Below are 16699 nucleotides of genomic sequence, written 5' to 3' on the forward strand. Positions count from 1 at the left end.
GTCATTCTTTGTCGGTAAATCGATATTCCTTGTCGAATCGTCGATATATTAAAAAAATCGTTGATATATTTTAAGTTATGATAGATATATTCGAAAAATCGTCGATATATTTTCATACAACAAGCCAAAATAAAAAGGATGTCACCTAGTCAACAATCGACTAGCGAGACATCCTTTTCTTTTATTCACTTAATAATGCACGGCGCAATTCTTCACTAGACTCGTTCCAAATCGCTTCATTATGTTCTTTCAAGAATGTACCAAGTACTTTTTTAGATGATTCATCCATATGGTCAACCATAATGTGACGCTTCAATGATTTATCCATTTTGTTTACGTGCTCTGGAAGTGACTTATATCCGCGACGAATTTCACGGTCAACTGTCATTTCACAAGCTGTTACACCTGCATAATAAGCACCTGTCGCCGTTCTTTCAATCGTTACCCACACAAGCCAAAATGGTTTTCCGTTTGGAACTTCATCTTTATTTGTTAAAAACTTAATACCTTTTTCCACTGTACTACGTGCATGCATCGCACCGATATCAACGAATGCTGTCTTCTCTAGTACATCGACGAATACAGGTGAAATGTTTTCTAGACTTAATGCCCCAACACCAAATCCACCATGTCCATCCGTTGAATCATTTTTCACGATATTAAAACCGATTTTTTTCTTTTTCTCTGTCATATGTAAATTCCTCCTCACTTAATGATTATAAAAGGCCAAAAATAGGCGCAATGATACTATTTAAAAATGCAAATACATATGGAATGACAACATTAAAAATAGGTTGGATTGTGTAATTGCTAAGCGGTGTAATAACAAGAATTAATAACGCAATCGCCCCGTATTTTTCATACTGTGTCATTTTCGCACGAATATTTGTTGGTGCTAAATCCTCCACTACACGATATCCATCAAGTGGCGGGATTGGTAATAAGTTAAAGACCAGTAAAACGATATTCAACATAATAAAAATCTGGAAAAATTGAGCTAACGTATCTGCTACTGCAAATGGAATTGAGTCTAATACACCAAATGTTAATAAGCTATACCAAATAATTAAACCAATTGCACTTAAAATCAAGTTACTAATTGGTCCTGCAATTGAAACTAATATGCCAGCAAGACGTGGTCTTTTAAAATTGTACGGGTTAACAGGAACTGGTCTTGCCCAACCGAAACCAAGAATTAATACAGCAATCATCCCGATAGGGTCTAAGTGAGCCATCGGTGATAAAGTTAAGCGACCTTGCCGCTTTGCAGTATCGTCTCCAAATTTATATGCAACATATGCATGCGCAAATTCATGCACAGATAACGCAATAATAATGGCCATTGCTACCAAAGGTATTTGGTGCAACGGGTATCTAAATAACTGATCCATACTCCAACTCCTCTTCAATATGTCAAAAAAAGAAATTATTTGTTTTTTCGATTGTTCTTCCCCATAATCCGCTATAATAAGAGTGTAACTTACATAAAAGGAGCGATTATATATGCCATACGTAACAGTGAAAATGCTAGAAGGACGCACAGAGGAACAAAAGAAAGCTCTTGCTGAGAAAGTAACAGCAGCAGTAAGCGAAACAACTGGTGCTCCTGAAGAAAACATCGTTGTTTTCATCGAAGAAATGTCTAAAAACCATTATGCAGTTGGCGGAAAACGCTTAAGCGACAAATAATTTCAAGTTCTTTCATAAGAAGCAGCTCTTAGCTGCTTCTTATTTTTTTCCTTCAAGTAACTCGATGATTCTCTCTTTATATTTTCCTTTTCTTCCATCTTCATAGATTAAATCATGCGGATAGAATAATTTTTGATCCCTTCTCTTCTTACCAGTAATCGCCTCAACAATATCCGATTCACGTGAAAGCTCTCTAAGCTCTCCATTTGGCATAAGAAGTAAGATTGGCAGACGTTCTTCTTCTTCACCAGCACGGTAAAAGTCGTACGGTAAGTCTGATGTTGAATCAACTACTAAATAGTATTCTGGATCAAGTCCAATCTTTTTGAATAAGCTACTTAATTCCATCCAATTATCTAAACCGTGCTTATCTGTAAACTCTACATATTTAAATAGGTTTCGATTCATAAAACGGCGACATAAATCACTTAAAATTGGATCCTCTTCGTCTTGCCATACTTGGAAGTAATAATACATAACGTTCTCGTCTAACTTTAAATAATCCTCTACTGTTACTTCTTCTTCAAATAAAGAATAGAAATGAACCGGATGATTTTTAAATGTATAGTACTTCTCGTGCAATGATTTTGCACGGTGTAAAATCTTCGTTAAAATAACTTCAGCACTGCGTGTTACTGGATGGAAATATACTTGCCAGTACATTTGATAACGACTCATAATATAATGTTCAACAGCATGCATACCACTATTTTTAATAACTACTTGATTTCCGTACGGACGCATAACGCGTAGTATACGCTCCATATCAAAGTTTCCATACTTTACGCCAGTGAAATACGCATCTCTTAATAAATAGTCCATGCGATCTGCATCAATTTGACTGGAAATCATGCTAATCGCTAATTTATTATTAGATGTTTTTGCGATTACATCCGCTACCTTTTGCGGAAAGTCTTTATCCACACGACTTAATACGCGATTAATTTCTGTATCTCCAACGATAATCTTTTGCGTAAATTTCTCATGATCTAATGAAAATACTTTCTCAAACGAATGAGAAAATGGGCCGTGACCGACATCATGAAGTAATGCCGCACATAAGCATAACAATCTATCTTCAGCATTCCAGTTCGGTCTGCCATCAAACACATCATCAATCATACGACGAATAATTTCATATACACCTAACGAATGAGTAAAGCGACTATGCTCTGCACCGTGAAATGTAAAAAATGTCGTTCCAAGCTGCTTAATACGGCGCAAGCGTTGAAATTCTTTCGTTCCGATTAAATCCCAAATAACACGATCGCGCACGTGCACATATTTATGTACCGGGTCTTTAAACACTTTTGTTTCGCTGAGTTTGTCGTTTAAATATACCACTTTCCGACATCCCCCTTTCTTTACTGCATTCTTACTATATATTATAAACGAAATAGGAAACAGAAAGAAATGAAAGACTATATGAATTGCCTTTATAAAAAGAAAAAATCACCTTTACCGGAGTAAAAGTGATCTCTTTTTATACATTATTTCCCTAAAACGAACTCAGCAACTTCATCTAAGATCATTTCTTTACCTAGTGGGAAGTAACCTTTGTTTAATTCTTCGTTTTTAATTGTAAATACGTGGTTGTTTTTAACAGCGTTCATATTTTTCCAAATTGATTCTTCTTGGAATTCTTTTAGGCGCTGAGAACCGTCACCAGTCGTAAATACGAATAAGTAATCTGGGTTGTAATCAATTAAAGCTTCTTTTTGCACTTGTACTAACGGTTTATCAGTTGGTGTACCTTTAACTGCTGGTAATTTTAAATCATTAAAGATTACGCTACCGTAACCGTAGTCACCGTATACACGGAAAGCATTTGGATATGCAGCCATTTTCATGAATTTAGCATCGCCAGTTTTCGCAACGATTTTGTCATGTAATTTGCTTGCTTTTTCATCATACTGTTTGAACCATTCTTTTGTTTCTTTCTCTTTACCGAAGATTTGACCTACTTCTTCGAATTTTGGACGCCATTGGTCTAATGGAGTTTTTAACATAACTGTTGGTGCAATTTTAGATAATTGATCATAAATCTTTTCTTGACGATTGTTTACAAGAATTAAGTCTGGTTTTGCAGCAGCTACTGCTTCGATGTTAATTTTATCGCCCCAAGCAGAACCAACTGGTTTTACGTCTTTTAATTTCTTTTCAATATGTGCATCAATTTTTTCTTGAGATGTATTAGCAGTAATAATTGGTTTCATACCAAAGATTAATAATTCTTCTGTTGAACCACTAAGGTCAGCAATTTTCTTTGGATTTGCAGGGATTTTAATTTCCCCTTTTGCATGTTGTACAGTGCGCTCTTCAGTCTTCGCATCCTTCGCATCTGCTTTCTTTTCTTCTTTGTTAGAACAAGCTGCAAATAGTACAGAAGTAACGACTAGTACCATTGCTAATAACGCCATTTTAAAATTCTTCATGTTCCCACTCCTTCTAGCTGTATTTCTCTTATAAGTTACGGTGAACTATAAGAAACAAGATTAACAATTAATCAATATATATTTATTAATTGTTATTTATGTCCCGTTCTAACGGGTGTTCAACTTCCTATTTAGTAATAAGAAGCTCAACATCCATTAGAAGTCCCCCCTCTTTAAGAGGGGAATTCTACTTATGCTTTTTTACGCAATTGATTACTAATCATTGCTAAATCATATGTTAAACAAATTGGCTTACAGTTTACTGGACACGGAACGATTTGAGCCTCAATCTCAAATACATTACGAAGTGTTTCACTCGTCATCACTTCATCTGGCGTTCCTTGTTTCATTAACTTACCAGCTTTTAATGCAATCATATGATCTGAGAAACGAGAAGCATGGTTTAAGTCATGGATAACCATAACAATCGTTCTACCTTCTTCTTCATTTAACTTTTTCAATAAGTTTAATACTTCCAATTGATGAGCCATATCTAAGTACGTTGTCGGTTCATCTAATACGAGTAATTCTGTCCCTTGTGCAAGAGCCATCGCAATCCATACGCGTTGACGTTGCCCACCTGATAATGCCTCTGCTGGACGATTTGCGAATTCTGTCATTCCTGTCACTTCAAGTGCCCAATGAATGTAGCGATAATCCTCTTCCTTCAACGTTCCAAATCCTTTTTGATGAGGAAAGCGTCCATATGAAACGAGTTCAAACACAGTAAGGCCAGTTGGCACTTCTGCAGTCTGTGGTAAAATCGCCATTTTCTTTGCGATTTCTTTCGTTGGCTGTTTCTCAATTGCTTTTCCGTCAAGATAAACAGTACCTTTTTTTGCTTTCAAAATACGAGAAGCCGTTTTTAATAATGTGGACTTTCCACAACCATTTGGTCCAATAATTGTTGTAATTTTCCCTTCCGGAATTTCAACTGTTAATCCATCAATAATTAACCCTTCATTATAGCCAACAGATACCGCATCAACTGCTAAAGTTGCCATACAAAAAGCCTCCCTTTACTTTGTCCTCATAAGTAAGTATATAAAATACGGTGCACCAATTACAGAAATAACAAGACCGACCGGTATTTCTGAAGTTGGTAACACACTTCTTGAAATTACGTCTGCGAATAAAAGTAAAAACGTTCCTATTAGTGCAGCTGTAGGTAGCATAATTTGATGTTTCCCACCAACAAGGCGCCTCGCTAAATGTGGAGCCATTAAACCGATAAAACCAATTCCTCCGGCAACAGCGACAGATGCACCAGCTAAACAAACTGCAATAAATAATAATTTACGTCTTTCCTTTTCTACGTTTACACCAAGACCAACTGCTGTAGAGTCGCCTAGGTTCATTACATTTAGTATGTGTGCTTTACTAATAGCTAGTGGTAAGAAAATAACCATCCATGGAAGGACACTTAGCACGAACTTCCAATCTGTGCCCCAAAGACTTCCTGCTAACCAAATCGTAGCAAAGCGGAAATCGTTAGATGTCATCTTCATAGAAAAAATTAAACTAACAGCACCAAATCCTGCTGCAACGGCGATACCAACAAGTATCAATCGAGTAGATGAAACGCCGTCTTTCCATGCTAGTAAATAAATAATAACCGCTGCTAATATCGCTCCAACTAACGCGAAGAATGGAAGGATAAATACAGATAAAAATGTACCAGTCCCAACTTTCCCGAAGAAAAAGTAGACGAATATAACAACTGTTAATCCTGCTCCAGCGTTAATACCGATAATACCCGGATCAGCAAGTGGATTTCGTGATAAACCTTGCAAAATCGCACCTGACATAGCTAAAGCAGATCCAACTAATATAGCGATAACCATACGTGGCATACGAAATTCAAATAAAATAACAGACTGATCTTCAGCCCCAAGTCCAACCAATGACTTTAATACGTCCATTGGCGGTATTTTAAATGTCCCTGTATTTAAACTCACTAAAAATACAGTAACGATTAATCCTACTAAAATTGTTAAAACAGAAACGTTCTTTTTTGTTAAGACACTTGTCCTCACATTTTCCCTCTCCCTTCGTTACGTGCTAAGTAGAGGAAGAATGGAACTCCAATTAGCGCTGTAATTGCTCCAATTGGCGTTTCAAACGGCGGATTAATAACGCGAGATAACATATCTGCACATTCAATTAACAGCCCACCTAAAACTGCAGAACATGGGATAACCCATCTATAGTCTGAGCCTACAAGGAAACGAGTCATATGCGGGATTACAAGACCAACAAATCCAACCGACCCTGCCATAGAAACTGCAGAACCAGTTAACACAAGAACAAGTACTGTTCCGATAAATTTAATTAATGTCGTATTTTGACCAAGTCCAATTGCAATCTCTTCACCGAAGCTCAAAATTGTAATATACCTCGACATCATAATCGCGATAAAGAGACAAACTAGACCGATTGGCACTAGCATATTGATGCTTTCCCATTTCACTCCAGCAACTCCGCCCGCATTCCACATACTCACCTCTTGGGCAAGATTGAAATACAGTGCAATTCCAGATGAAATGGCCCCTAATAAAGCACTAATTGCTGCTCCTGCTAAAGCTAATTTCACAGGCGTTAATCCACCTGGTGAAGAAGACCCAATTCCATATACAATGCTCGCTCCAAACGCAGCACCAATAAAAGATGCGATAACGAACATTAAATAAGGTGAATTAGGGAAGAATGCATACATAATTGCAATTCCAAATACAGCCCCATCTGTAATACCCATTAATGATGGAGAAGCAAGTGGATTTCGCGTCATCCCTTGCATAATTGCCCCTGATACCGCTAAAAAGGCACCTGCAACTACGCCCCCTATTGCTCTAGGCATGCGAAGTTCTTGAATTACGTTATGATGCGTCAACGACCCATCAAACTGAAATACAGCTTGCCATACCGTCTTTAAACTAATATCTGCAGCACCAAACGAAATAGACAATGCCATGCTTAAAGCTAACAAAATTGTACCGGCTACTAAAATAATAGAAGCAATGAGCGGCCTGCTCTTAATCTCTTTAACATTCACATCTTGCTGTTCTATACTCTTTGCGCTCGCTTCCATCCCTCAACCATCCTAACCAACAACATATATTTAATGAAATGAAATTTATTCTCAAATAGCAATAAAAAAATTAGATGAATTATTTTCTCTGATAATGATTCTCAGAATCAGACACCTTCTATTCTACCTATCGCTTCCAAAGACTGTCAACTATTATTTTGAAATACAAATTCATATAGGTCGAGACGTTAATGAATAGATACCATTCCTCTGTCAGTAACTATTATCATCACCAGCTAAGCTTTCTCAGAATAAATCCTTCCTCTTATGGGCATAAAAAAAGAAGAGTAATCTGTTCACTCTTCTTTTCCTTACTTATTTAACTTTGCTTCAATTTTTACAATTAATTCGTCTTCTGTTGGCGCCGCAACTGGACGATTATTTACAAATGCGAATGATTTTTTACGGCCAGGACCACAGTAAGACTGACATCCAACTTCAATCGTTGCACATGAATCTACTTTTTTTAACTTTGGAATCAACGTTTTAACATTCGTTGCCTGGCAATCATCGCACACACGAAATTCGTTTCCCATCATATAACACTTCCTCTATTTTAAACTTTTCTCAAGTACATTTAAAAATAAACACTAAATGGTATTTTACCGCTCTTTGAAGCTCGTTGCAAGTTTCCTTGCGACGCTCTTTCTTCATATAATGTTACATATTTATATGTTCTCCTACAGAAGCTTCCGTCATTCTTGGCAAAATTTATACCTTTCATCGAAATCTACCATATTTTTAAAAGCTTTGTATAAAAGCTCATTTTTTTGCCCATTATAAAAATAGGAAGTTCATAAAAAGAAAGGGAGTTGAATCTATGAAAGTAAGACAAGATGCTTGGACGGATGAGGATGATTTATTACTCGCTGAAACTGTACTTCGTCACGTTCGAGAAGGAAGTACTCAATTAAATGCATTTGAAGAAGTAGGAGACAAGTTAAATCGTACATCGGCTGCCTGTGGTTTCCGTTGGAATGCTGTTGTTCGCTATAGCTATGAACAAGCTCTTCAACTAGCAAAAAAACATCGTAAAGATAAAATGCGTGCTGCAAGTGGTGAACAAGCGAAAAAACGTTTACTTTATACACCACCAGCTTCTGGAGCAATAACGGATTATGATGAATTAGTTCAAGAAGAAACAACTGTACAATATAAAGAAGCTATTCCATATCAAGAATCTACCGTACCTGCTGCAAAAGGCTCTATGACAATGCAAGATGTTATTTATTTCTTACAAACAGTCGGATCTTCAAATATAAAAGTGACAGCTCTTGAAAACGAGAATACGAGATTGAAACAAGAAATGAAAGCACAAATCCTTCGAAATGAAGAATTAGAAAAGAAACTAGAAAAGTTAGAAAAGCAATCTCATACTGTACAAGAAGATTACGAAACACTTATGAACATTATGAACCGAGCTCGTAAGTTAGCAGTCATGGATGACGAAGAGCGTTCTCAAACATCTTTCCGAATGGATCGAAACGGTAATTTAGAAAAAATTGCAGAGTAAAAAGGATGCATTACATGCATCCTTTTTGTTATTTCACTTCAACCATATGTGCTTCTTCTACTTTAGAACCCCTCTTTATATCTGGGAAAATCTTTTCCTTTGGATTCTCTTTAAAAGATGCTAAACCAATTGTTTTTACCGGTTCACTTATTTTTGCATATTCTGCATCACTAACAACTGCATACATATCTGTATATTTACGCGCATCACCAATTACTACATTACCTTCGTACTTCATTTTCTTTCCATCGATTACCACATCTTTTTGTTCCTCTTTAGCAAATACAATTCCAGCTTCATCAGAAATAGCCGGCAATGCTTTAATAGGTTCTACATCTTCTTTTACTACTTTTTTCAGCATGTTTTCCTTTACCATCTTCTCAGCCGTTGTTTTATTCATGATTAAAACCTTTTTCTCATTAACAGTACCTAGTTTGGCTTCAAATTTATTTTGAGATTCAATTTTATCTTTATATTGATCCATTGTTTGTTGAACGCCTGTTTCATCTCCGTACATAACAATACCTGTTGCTTGCGGTGCAACCATATCCATAATAGAACAACCACTAAATACAGCAGCTGACATAATCGCTACGAGTCCTAATTTAACTTTTTTCATTTGTATGCCTCCTAAAATCAATAATTACATCTCTTAGTTTAGCCATCATAGATCGTTTAACCAATTCACTTTCCTTACAACAACCTTACAATTCAGTAAGGTTCCCTCTTAAAAACTACTTTCATTATTTTTTGCTATAATAGAGGTTGTCATTTTAAAGATAAGGGGTTAGTTATATGAGCAATTCCCGTTCCATTTTATCTCAGCCAGAGTGGCGTATTGTAGATCAGTCTAGTTTAGGACCAACATTCCATGCACTTCAATCATTCGCAATGGATGATACATTATGCACAAGCATTGGAAAGGGCGAATCAGCTGCAACAATGCGCTCTTGGGTTCATCACAATACAATTGTTCTTGGCATTCAAGATTCACGCCTACCACACTTAGAAGAAGGTATTTCCTTTTTAAAAGAAAACAACTTCAATGTTATCGTTCGTAATTCTGGCGGGCTTGCAGTCGTACTTGATGAAGGTGTGTTAAATGTATCACTTTTATTCCAAGAAACAGAAAAAGGTATTGATATTGATCTTGGATACGATACAATGTGGCATTTAATTCAGGAGATGCTAAAAGATTATGACGTTACGATTGAGGCAAAGGAAATTGTTGGTTCTTACTGCCCTGGCAGCTACGATTTAAGTATTCGCGATCAAAAATTTGCTGGCATTTCACAGCGACGTATTCGCGGTGGTGTCGCAGTTCAAATTTACCTTTGCGCTACAGGAAGTGGTTCTGAGCGTGCCGCACTCGTTCGTGATTTTTATAATCTAGCAATCCAAGGAGAAGAAACACGCTTTACGTATCCTGAAATTGTGCCGAGTACGATGGCTTCACTTTCAGAATTACTTGATGAAACCATTACAGTACAAGACTTAATGATGCGCCTTTTAAAAACATTGCAACAATTCGCTCCAAAGTTAACACCATCTCAATTAACAATAGATGAAATACCTTTATATGAGACGAATTTACAGCGTATTATTGATCGTAATAATAAAGCACTTGGCTTAGAAAAATAAAGACCGTCGCTATAATAGCGACGGTCTTTATTTCAATTCATTATAAAATTAAAGTGCTTGAGCTGCTGTAATTAAAGCTAACTTGTACACTTCTTCTTCGTTACATCCACGAGATAGGTCGTTTACAGGCATGTTTAAACCTTGTAAGATCGGTCCTACTGCTTCGAAGTTACCTAAACGTTGAGCGATTTTGTAGCCAATATTACCAGCTTCTAGGCTTGGGAATACGAATACGTTAGCATCACCTTTAATTGTAGAACCTGGAGCTTTTTTCTCAGCTACAGATGGTACGAATGCTGCATCGAATTGGAATTCTCCATCTAAAGTTAATTCTGGAGCCATTTCTTTTGCAATGCGAGTTGCTTCTACAACTTTTTCTGTTTCTGGAGATTTCGCAGAACCTTTTGTAGAGAAGCTTAACATAGCAACGCGTGGGTCAATACCGAATAGTTCAGCAGTTTTCGCACTCTCGATACCAATTTCAGCTAAATCTTGGCTATTTGGTGCAATGTTAATTGCGCAATCAGCAAATACATATTTCTCTTCTTCACGTACCATGATGAATACGCCAGAAGTTTTTGTAACGCCTGGTTTTGTTTTAATAATTTGAAGTGCTGGACGAACTGTATCAGCTGTAGAGTGAGCTGCACCACTTACTAAACCGTGTGCTTTGCCCATGTATACAAGCATTGTACCGAAGTAATTTTCGTCTTTAAGGATTTTGCGAGCGTCTTCTTCTGTTGCTTTACCTTTACGGCGTTCAACGAAAGATGCTACCATTGCATCCATTTCTTCGTATGTAGCTGGATCGTAAATATCAACGCCTGCTAATGTTAAATTCATGCTAGCAGCTTTTGCGCTAATTTCTTCTTTATTACCAACTAAGATTGGTTTTACTAGCTCTTCTTTTGCTAAACGCTCTGCAGCGCCTAAAATTCTTTCATCAGTTCCTTCAGGAAGTACGATAGAAATGCCTTTTCCTTGAACTTTTTCTTTTACTGTTGTAAATAAGTTGCTCACGAATAAACCCTCCTACATATGTTAAAAAAACTCTATCTTTAAGAATACTGCTTTTCTTCTCTATTTTAAACTTATAGCTCCCAAAAAATAGATAAAATAAAAATGATTATATTTTCATAAAATTCAGCACAGAAATAAAGCCCCTTTAAGCCTTGTCTCTTCCTATTTTCAAATAAATATAAATGTGACAATTTTATGCGACAAGGTTTTATATAGATGATTTTAAAACTATATATGCTATAGTTAACGTGTAAAACTATCATTAACTGAGGTGAATAGAATGAGTGAAGCAACAACAACGTTAGATGGCTGGTATTGTTTACATGATTTACGTTCTATTGATTGGGCTGCATGGAAAACATTATCTAGCGACGAACGCGGACAAGCTGTGTCTGAATTTTTAAATGTCGTTGAAAAATGGAACGACGTAGCTGCTGCAAAAAAAGGCAGTCATGCAATGTATACAGTTGTTGGCCAAAAAGCTGATATTATGCTTATGATTTTACGTCCAACAATGGAAGAGTTAAACGAAATTGAGACAGAATTGAATAAAACAACATTAGCTGAATATATGGTTCCTGCATACTCTTACGTATCTGTTGTTGAACTAAGCAACTACCTTCCAGCTGATGAAGATCCATACCAAAATCCACAAATCTTAGCTCGCTTATATCCAGAGTTACCGAAAGCAAATCACATTTGCTTCTACCCAATGGACAAGCGTCGCCAAGGTGATGACAACTGGTACATGCTTCCTATGGAAGAACGTAAGAAAATGATGTACAGTCATAGTAAAATCGGCCGCCAGTACGCAGGGAAAGTACGCCAAGTCATTTCAGGATCAGTCGGATTCGACGATTTCGAGTGGGGTGTAACATTATTTGCTGACGATGTTCTTCAATTTAAAAAGCTTATATATGAAATGCGCTTCGATGAAGTAAGTGCTCGTTATGGTGAATTTGGAACATTTTTCGTCGGCAACATTTTACCAGACGAAAAGGTAGAGAAATTTTTACACATATAAATCGTGAAAAAGGAACGAAATTCGTTCCTTTTTTATTATCCTCTATATTTCTCCACAAAAAACTTCTTTTCTCCGCGAATTTGAACAAAAATCGACAAATCCTTTTCAAATTTCTTGTAAAATTGTAACCTTTTCATATCCAAATTTATGCTAAAATGGTACGAGCTACATGCTAATAACGATGCGAAGGTGATAATTTATATGAAGAAAATCTTGTCTATTTTACTAGCGCTTTTATTGTCAATTTCTTCCTTAGGAGTAACAACATCCCATGCAGAAGAGAAAATACACATTGAGGCGGCGGCTGCACTTCTATTTGATGCAGATACAGGAAAAATACTGCATGAACAAAATCCTGATGAATTACTAGCTATCGCTAGTATGTCAAAGTTAATTGTTGTTTATGCTGTATTAGAAGCAATTAAAGAAGGAAAAATCACATGGGATACAAAGGTAAACATTTCTGATTATGCTTATGAAGTTTCACGTAATAACGAATTCTCTAACGTACCGTTCGAAAAAGGACGTCAATATACTGTAAGAGAACTATATCATTCTATCGTTATCTTCTCTGCAAACGGATCTAGTATTGCCTTAGCAGAGCTTCTTGCAGGAAGTGAGAAAAACTTCTTAAACCTTGCAAATGAACATGCAAAAAAACTAGGGTTAAAGAAATATAAATTTGTAAACGCTACTGGTTTAAATAACACTGACTTAAAAGGAAAACATCCTGAGGGTACTGATCCAAATGCAGAAAACTCTATGTCAGCTCGCGATATGGGTATACTTTCAAAAGCAATGATTACAAAGTATCCGGAAATGCTAGAGGATACAAAACAAAGATTTAGAAACTTCCCAGATAATCATCCGAAACCAATTCGTATGGAAAACTGGAACTGGATGTTACCAGGGGCTGCTTTCGCTTATGAAGGTACTGATGGTTTAAAAACCGGAAGTTCTGATACAGCTGGATACGGATTTACCATTACTGCTAAACGTGGTGATGTACGTCTTATTTCGGTTATTATTAAAACAAAATCAATGGACGAGCGCTTCACAGAATCTCGTGAATTAATCGAATACGGGTTTAATAACTTTGAAAAACAAAAGCTAAAGGTTGATAAAAACAATACACTCTCTGTCGCACAAGGGAAAGAGGATCAAGTAACTGTTGCACCGGAAAAAGAAATAACCGTAATTGCGAAGAAAGGTAGCAAAAATCCTTATAAAATTGGAACTGAAGTAGATAAATCTCTTGCTGAAGATGGGCATTTAGTTGCTCCTATTAAGAAGGATGCCAAAGTAGGCTCAATTACTTTAGAATCAACTGATAAATATGGTTTCTTAGACGGTAGTAAAAGTATGAAAGTTACTGCAAAAACGACAGAAGAAGTTGAAAAAGCAAATTGGTTTGTTTTAACAATGCGCTCTATTGGAGATTTCTTCTCAAACTTATGGTCTAAAGTTTTTTAATAAAAAAGCTGGCTCACGCTAGCTTTTTTTATTTTCCACTCTCATTGTAAAACTTCGTTTGGTTGTCATATCTGAGTCCTTTTTCTCATACGTATGAACTAGTAATTGTTACACACTTCATCTAGAGATAAACCTCTTTCCACAAGGTATTCCAAAAAGAGAGGTGACACATAATGGGCGTTATCGCGTATAACGAAGCAGATGTAAAGCTATTAGCTAGACTGATGCGTGCTGAAGCCGAAGGAGAAGGGCAACAAGGCATGTTAATGGTCGGAAATGTTGGAGTAAATCGTGTCCGGGGAAATTGTTTAGATTTTAAAAAAATACGTAATTTACGTCAAATGGTGTATCAAAATCCTGGTGGTTTTGAGGCAACGCAAAAAGGATATTTTTATCAACGTGCAAGAGAACAGGATATCGCTTTAGCAAGGCGAACGATTCAAGGACAACGTTTTTGGCCTGCAAATTTTGCCTTATGGTTTTTTAGACCTGAAGGCCCCTGTCCACCAACTTGGTATAATCAACAAAACTCTGGTCGCTTCAAAAAGCACTGCTTCTTCCAGCCATCTGGCGAGGATTGTCCTAGCGTATATTAAGGATTGATAATGAGGAGGGATTTTTGAATGGCACAGCAACAAAACCCGTATTATGGAACAGGATTTTATCAACCATCTGGAACTTATGTACAACCGCAACAAATGACTGCTGGACAGCAACAACAACAGCAAGCGATGCAACAACAAGCAGCTCAAGCTGCGCAAGCCCAATATGCAATTTCTCAAGGCATGTTACCTCTAGAACAATCCTATATTGAAAACATCCTTCGCTTAAACAAGGGCAAGCAAGCTACAGTTGTAATGACTTATGAGCGCGGTAGCTCACTCGGTACACAATCGTATACAGGTATTATCGAAGCTGCTGGTCGTGATCATATTGTAATTAGTGAACCACAATCAGGTAAACGTTATTTACTATTAATGATTTACTTAGATTATGTAGAATTCCCAGAAGAAATTACGTATTTACCGAGTCAACAAGCAACTTATGCTCCAAGACCATAAAAAAAGCTGGCATATGCCAGCTTTTGTTCTTTATAGCCCTTTTACAACTGCAGTTCCAACTAAGATCCATGCCACGATAAACGCTACACCACCAAGAGGTGTAATTGGACCAAAAAACTTAATCCCTGTTGTGCTTAGCGCATACAGACTACCTGAGAACATAATAATCCCAGCTACCATAAGCCAACCAGCAGTAGTTAAAAGTGATGATTGTATCTTATCCATCAATAATGCAACTACGAATAGCCCACCTGCATGGAACATTTGATATGTAACACCTGTTTTCCAAACTTCTAACATTTTTGCAGAAATTTTATTTTCTAAACCGTGTGCTCCAAATGCTCCTAACGCAACAGATAGCCCCGCTGCAATACAACCTAGTAAAAAGAAAATTTTCATCTTAATTCCCCTTTTTTACCTTTATCATAAGCAATTTTTACATATAAGCCAAACGATTTATCTCCTAAAAATCAAATAAAGAATTACCGTTTGCATCACTTTCTTTTATATAAACTGGTTCTCCAGAAACCGGTGCAATTGGTTGCATCGTTACTGGCTGTGATCCAATTATTTGTGATTGAATTTGCGGCTCTCTATACGTAGAAGATTCAACTTGCTCATCTAATAATAAATCGCATAAAGCACGTACAACTAATAAATGCTCTTTTGATTTTTGTCCTTCACTACTTTTTGCCTTTGCAATTTCATTCGCCATTTTATTTAAAATCTTATCGCTTGATATTTGCATCCCTTATCACCTCGTACTTTGTAGTTCTTTCTCAAATTGTCCCAGCTTCTCTACTGAACCAAATACTATTATCATATCATGTTCTTGCAACTTTTCCTGCCCCGTTGGATTATGTATAACATTCCCATTTCTCAAAATCGCTAAAATTGTTACATCAAATTGATTTCTAACATCACTCTCTAATAACGATTTATTAGTTAAAATAGAGCCCTTGCCTACTGCAATTTCTTCAATTACAAATGACTGTTCCACCCCATACAGTACTGTATCAATATAATGAACCGTTAGCGGATTCGCAATGCCTTTTGCAATATGAATGCCGGCCATACTAGATGGATTAATCACCTTATTTGCCCCAGCCCTCTTTAACTTGTCTTCGGTTTCTGGTTTTTCTGCTCTTGCCACAATTTTAATTGCATCGTTTAATCCTCTTGCCGTTAATGTAATAAATACATTTTCAGCATCGTTTGCTACGATGGCAACTAAACCAGCTGCCTTTGAAATTCCAGCATGATGTAACACTTTGTCTTCCGTTGCATCTCCATGTACATACAAAAGTTTTTCCTTCTCTAATATGCTTTCATCTTTATCCACGACAACAAATGGTATTTTCTTTTCTTGCAATTCATGTACAACTTGAAGCCCTACTCTACCGCAACCACATACGATAATATGATTTTGTAACTGTGCTATTTGTTTATCCATCTTCTTCCTCCGTACTGCATGAAATAAATTCCCTTCAATAATCATAGCTGCCACTACACCAATTGCATACGTAACAATACCAACTCCAACCGGTATGATAAGAAGCGCAAATACTTTTCCTGCATGTGTTACAGGAATGGCATCTCCGTATCCAACCGTTAATACGGTAATCATCGTCATCCAAAATGCTTGAAATAAACTAATCTCTTCAATTGTCATAAATCCTAATGTTCCTAGAATTACAACAAAAGTCATACATATAACTGCTATCCATAATTGTTTACGTGCATTCATATCGTGTT

General features: G+C 36.7%; 20 protein-coding genes. 7 read left to right on the plus strand and 13 right to left on the minus strand.

Features of this window, described 5'->3' with window-relative positions; genetic code table 11:
• Positions 1-181: 181 nt before the first annotated feature.
• Together AC0L0O_RS27205 and AC0L0O_RS27210 are read right to left on the minus strand one after the other, a co-directional pair.
• Complete coding sequence (locus AC0L0O_RS27205) at positions 182-691, minus strand: YwhD family protein (RefSeq protein WP_000136678.1); 510 nt, start codon at positions 689-691, stop codon at positions 182-184.
• A 25-nt stretch (positions 692-716) separates the two neighbouring features.
• Positions 717-1391: a site-2 protease family protein gene (locus AC0L0O_RS27210; RefSeq protein ID WP_000372461.1), complete on the minus strand. Its 675-nt coding sequence runs from the start codon at positions 1389-1391 to the stop codon at positions 717-719.
• A gap of 112 nt (positions 1392-1503) precedes the next feature.
• Between AC0L0O_RS27210 and AC0L0O_RS27215 the strand changes: the two genes are divergently transcribed.
• Complete coding sequence (locus tag AC0L0O_RS27215) at positions 1504-1689, plus strand: 2-hydroxymuconate tautomerase (protein WP_001147171.1); 186 nt, start codon at positions 1504-1506, stop codon at positions 1687-1689.
• Between the two features lie 39 nt (positions 1690-1728).
• On the opposite strand, the gene AC0L0O_RS27220 is transcribed toward AC0L0O_RS27215, so the two are convergent.
• From AC0L0O_RS27220 to AC0L0O_RS27245, 6 genes are all read right to left on the minus strand, one after another.
• Entirely contained in the window at positions 1729-3033 is a 1305-nt protein-coding gene (locus AC0L0O_RS27220) for an HD domain-containing protein (RefSeq protein WP_000262734.1), read from the minus strand.
• Between the two features lie 146 nt (positions 3034-3179).
• Entirely contained in the window at positions 3180-4124 is a 945-nt protein-coding gene (locus tag AC0L0O_RS27225; protein ID WP_000787743.1) for an ABC transporter substrate-binding protein, read from the minus strand.
• 191 nt (positions 4125-4315) lie between these two features.
• Positions 4316-5128 carry an ABC transporter ATP-binding protein gene (locus AC0L0O_RS27230; RefSeq protein WP_000212060.1) on the minus strand — a complete coding sequence of 271 codons (813 nt, stop codon included), beginning with the start codon at positions 5126-5128 and terminating at the stop codon, positions 4316-4318.
• 15 nt (positions 5129-5143) lie between these two features.
• Positions 5144-6160 (minus strand): FecCD family ABC transporter permease, encoded by a 1017-nt coding sequence (locus tag AC0L0O_RS27235; protein WP_001260776.1) that lies wholly within the window; start codon positions 6158-6160, stop codon positions 5144-5146.
• Complete coding sequence (locus tag AC0L0O_RS27240; RefSeq protein WP_000388272.1) at positions 6157-7212, minus strand: FecCD family ABC transporter permease; 1056 nt, start codon at positions 7210-7212, stop codon at positions 6157-6159. The genes AC0L0O_RS27235 and AC0L0O_RS27240 overlap by 4 nt, the downstream gene beginning before the upstream one ends.
• 311 nt (positions 7213-7523) lie before the next feature.
• Complete coding sequence (locus AC0L0O_RS27245) at positions 7524-7748, minus strand: YuzB family protein (protein ID WP_000526077.1); 225 nt, start codon at positions 7746-7748, stop codon at positions 7524-7526.
• A 284-nt stretch (positions 7749-8032) separates the two neighbouring features.
• Here AC0L0O_RS27245 and AC0L0O_RS27250 point away from each other — a divergent pair, with 284 nt between their 5' ends.
• Positions 8033-8725 (plus strand): RsfA family transcriptional regulator, encoded by a 693-nt coding sequence (locus AC0L0O_RS27250; protein WP_000868349.1) that lies wholly within the window; start codon positions 8033-8035, stop codon positions 8723-8725.
• A 28-nt stretch (positions 8726-8753) separates the two neighbouring features.
• Here the strand turns inward: AC0L0O_RS27250 and AC0L0O_RS27255 are convergent, their stop codons facing one another.
• The gene (locus tag AC0L0O_RS27255) at positions 8754-9344 is read right to left on the minus strand and encodes a lipoprotein BA_5634 family protein (protein ID WP_000756203.1); all 591 of its coding nucleotides are present in this window, start codon (positions 9342-9344) and stop codon (positions 8754-8756) included.
• 176 nt (positions 9345-9520) lie between these two features.
• On the opposite strand from AC0L0O_RS27255, the gene lipL reads away from it, so the two are divergent.
• The gene (lipL, locus tag AC0L0O_RS27260; protein WP_000071929.1) at positions 9521-10366 is read left to right on the plus strand and encodes an octanoyl-[GcvH]:protein N-octanoyltransferase; all 846 of its coding nucleotides are present in this window, start codon (positions 9521-9523) and stop codon (positions 10364-10366) included.
• Positions 10367-10414: 48 nt separating this feature from the next.
• On the opposite strand, the gene pta is transcribed toward lipL, so the two are convergent.
• Complete coding sequence (gene pta, locus AC0L0O_RS27265) at positions 10415-11386, minus strand: phosphate acetyltransferase (protein WP_000067215.1); 972 nt, start codon at positions 11384-11386, stop codon at positions 10415-10417.
• Positions 11387-11666: 280 nt separating this feature from the next.
• Here pta and hemQ point away from each other — a divergent pair, with 280 nt between their 5' ends.
• The 4 genes from hemQ to gerQ all read left to right on the plus strand — a co-directional run bounded on the left by hemQ (position 11667) and on the right by gerQ (position 14944).
• Positions 11667-12410: a hydrogen peroxide-dependent heme synthase gene (gene hemQ, locus AC0L0O_RS27270; RefSeq protein WP_001287585.1), complete on the plus strand. Its 744-nt coding sequence runs from the start codon at positions 11667-11669 to the stop codon at positions 12408-12410.
• A gap of 201 nt (positions 12411-12611) precedes the next feature.
• Positions 12612-13883, plus strand: a complete 1272-nt coding sequence (locus tag AC0L0O_RS27275; RefSeq protein ID WP_072179974.1) for a serine hydrolase — start codon at positions 12612-12614, stop codon at positions 13881-13883.
• Between the two features lie 173 nt (positions 13884-14056).
• Entirely contained in the window at positions 14057-14479 is a 423-nt protein-coding gene (gene cwlJ / locus AC0L0O_RS27280) for a cell wall hydrolase CwlJ (RefSeq protein ID WP_000538153.1), read from the plus strand.
• 27 nt (positions 14480-14506) lie between these two features.
• Positions 14507-14944 (plus strand): spore coat protein GerQ, encoded by a 438-nt coding sequence (gene gerQ, locus AC0L0O_RS27285; RefSeq protein WP_000068638.1) that lies wholly within the window; start codon positions 14507-14509, stop codon positions 14942-14944.
• Positions 14945-14974: 30 nt separating this feature from the next.
• Here gerQ and AC0L0O_RS27290 read toward each other — a convergent pair whose 3' ends face one another.
• The 3 genes from AC0L0O_RS27290 to AC0L0O_RS27300 form a co-directional block, all read right to left on the minus strand.
• The gene (locus tag AC0L0O_RS27290) at positions 14975-15343 is read right to left on the minus strand and encodes a DUF423 domain-containing protein (protein ID WP_000688311.1); all 369 of its coding nucleotides are present in this window, start codon (positions 15341-15343) and stop codon (positions 14975-14977) included.
• A 64-nt stretch (positions 15344-15407) separates the two neighbouring features.
• Positions 15408-15692, minus strand: coding sequence for a YwdI family protein (locus tag AC0L0O_RS27295; RefSeq protein WP_001167345.1), 285 nt, complete (start codon positions 15690-15692; stop codon positions 15408-15410).
• Between the two features lie 6 nt (positions 15693-15698).
• Positions 15699-16691, minus strand: a complete 993-nt coding sequence (locus tag AC0L0O_RS27300; protein WP_000993995.1) for a potassium channel family protein — start codon at positions 16689-16691, stop codon at positions 15699-15701.
• Positions 16692-16699 lie beyond the last annotated feature (8 nt).

The sequence above is a fragment of the Bacillus sp. GS3m_15504 genome (genome assembly GCF_055825275.1).

Excerpts from the sequence above, each read along its gene's own strand:
- AC0L0O_RS27205 (WP_000136678.1), bottom strand. The coding sequence starts at position 691 with ATGACAGAGAAAAAGAAAAAAATCGGTTTTAATATCGTGAAAAATGAT.
- AC0L0O_RS27210 (WP_000372461.1), bottom strand. The coding sequence starts at position 1,391 with ATGGATCAGTTATTTAGATACCCGTTGCACCAAATACCTTTGGTAGCA.
- AC0L0O_RS27215 (WP_001147171.1), top strand. The coding sequence starts at position 1,504 with ATGCCATACGTAACAGTGAAAATGCTAGAAGGACGCACAGAGGAACAA.
- AC0L0O_RS27225 (WP_000787743.1), bottom strand. The coding sequence starts at position 4,124 with ATGAAGAATTTTAAAATGGCGTTATTAGCAATGGTACTAGTCGTTACT.
- AC0L0O_RS27230 (WP_000212060.1), bottom strand. The coding sequence starts at position 5,128 with ATGGCAACTTTAGCAGTTGATGCGGTATCTGTTGGCTATAATGAAGGG.
- AC0L0O_RS27240 (WP_000388272.1), bottom strand. The coding sequence starts at position 7,212 with ATGGAAGCGAGCGCAAAGAGTATAGAACAGCAAGATGTGAATGTTAAA.
- AC0L0O_RS27245 (WP_000526077.1), bottom strand. The coding sequence starts at position 7,748 with ATGGGAAACGAATTTCGTGTGTGCGATGATTGCCAGGCAACGAATGTT.
- AC0L0O_RS27250 (WP_000868349.1), top strand. The coding sequence starts at position 8,033 with ATGAAAGTAAGACAAGATGCTTGGACGGATGAGGATGATTTATTACTC.
- AC0L0O_RS27255 (WP_000756203.1), bottom strand. The coding sequence starts at position 9,344 with ATGAAAAAAGTTAAATTAGGACTCGTAGCGATTATGTCAGCTGCTGTA.
- lipL (WP_000071929.1), top strand. The coding sequence starts at position 9,521 with ATGAGCAATTCCCGTTCCATTTTATCTCAGCCAGAGTGGCGTATTGTA.
- hemQ (WP_001287585.1), top strand. The coding sequence starts at position 11,667 with ATGAGTGAAGCAACAACAACGTTAGATGGCTGGTATTGTTTACATGAT.
- AC0L0O_RS27275 (WP_072179974.1), top strand. The coding sequence starts at position 12,612 with ATGAAGAAAATCTTGTCTATTTTACTAGCGCTTTTATTGTCAATTTCT.
- cwlJ (WP_000538153.1), top strand. The coding sequence starts at position 14,057 with ATGGGCGTTATCGCGTATAACGAAGCAGATGTAAAGCTATTAGCTAGA.
- gerQ (WP_000068638.1), top strand. The coding sequence starts at position 14,507 with ATGGCACAGCAACAAAACCCGTATTATGGAACAGGATTTTATCAACCA.
- AC0L0O_RS27290 (WP_000688311.1), bottom strand. The coding sequence starts at position 15,343 with ATGAAAATTTTCTTTTTACTAGGTTGTATTGCAGCGGGGCTATCTGTT.
- AC0L0O_RS27295 (WP_001167345.1), bottom strand. The coding sequence starts at position 15,692 with ATGCAAATATCAAGCGATAAGATTTTAAATAAAATGGCGAATGAAATT.
- AC0L0O_RS27300 (WP_000993995.1), bottom strand. The coding sequence starts at position 16,691 with ATGAATGCACGTAAACAATTATGGATAGCAGTTATATGTATGACTTTT.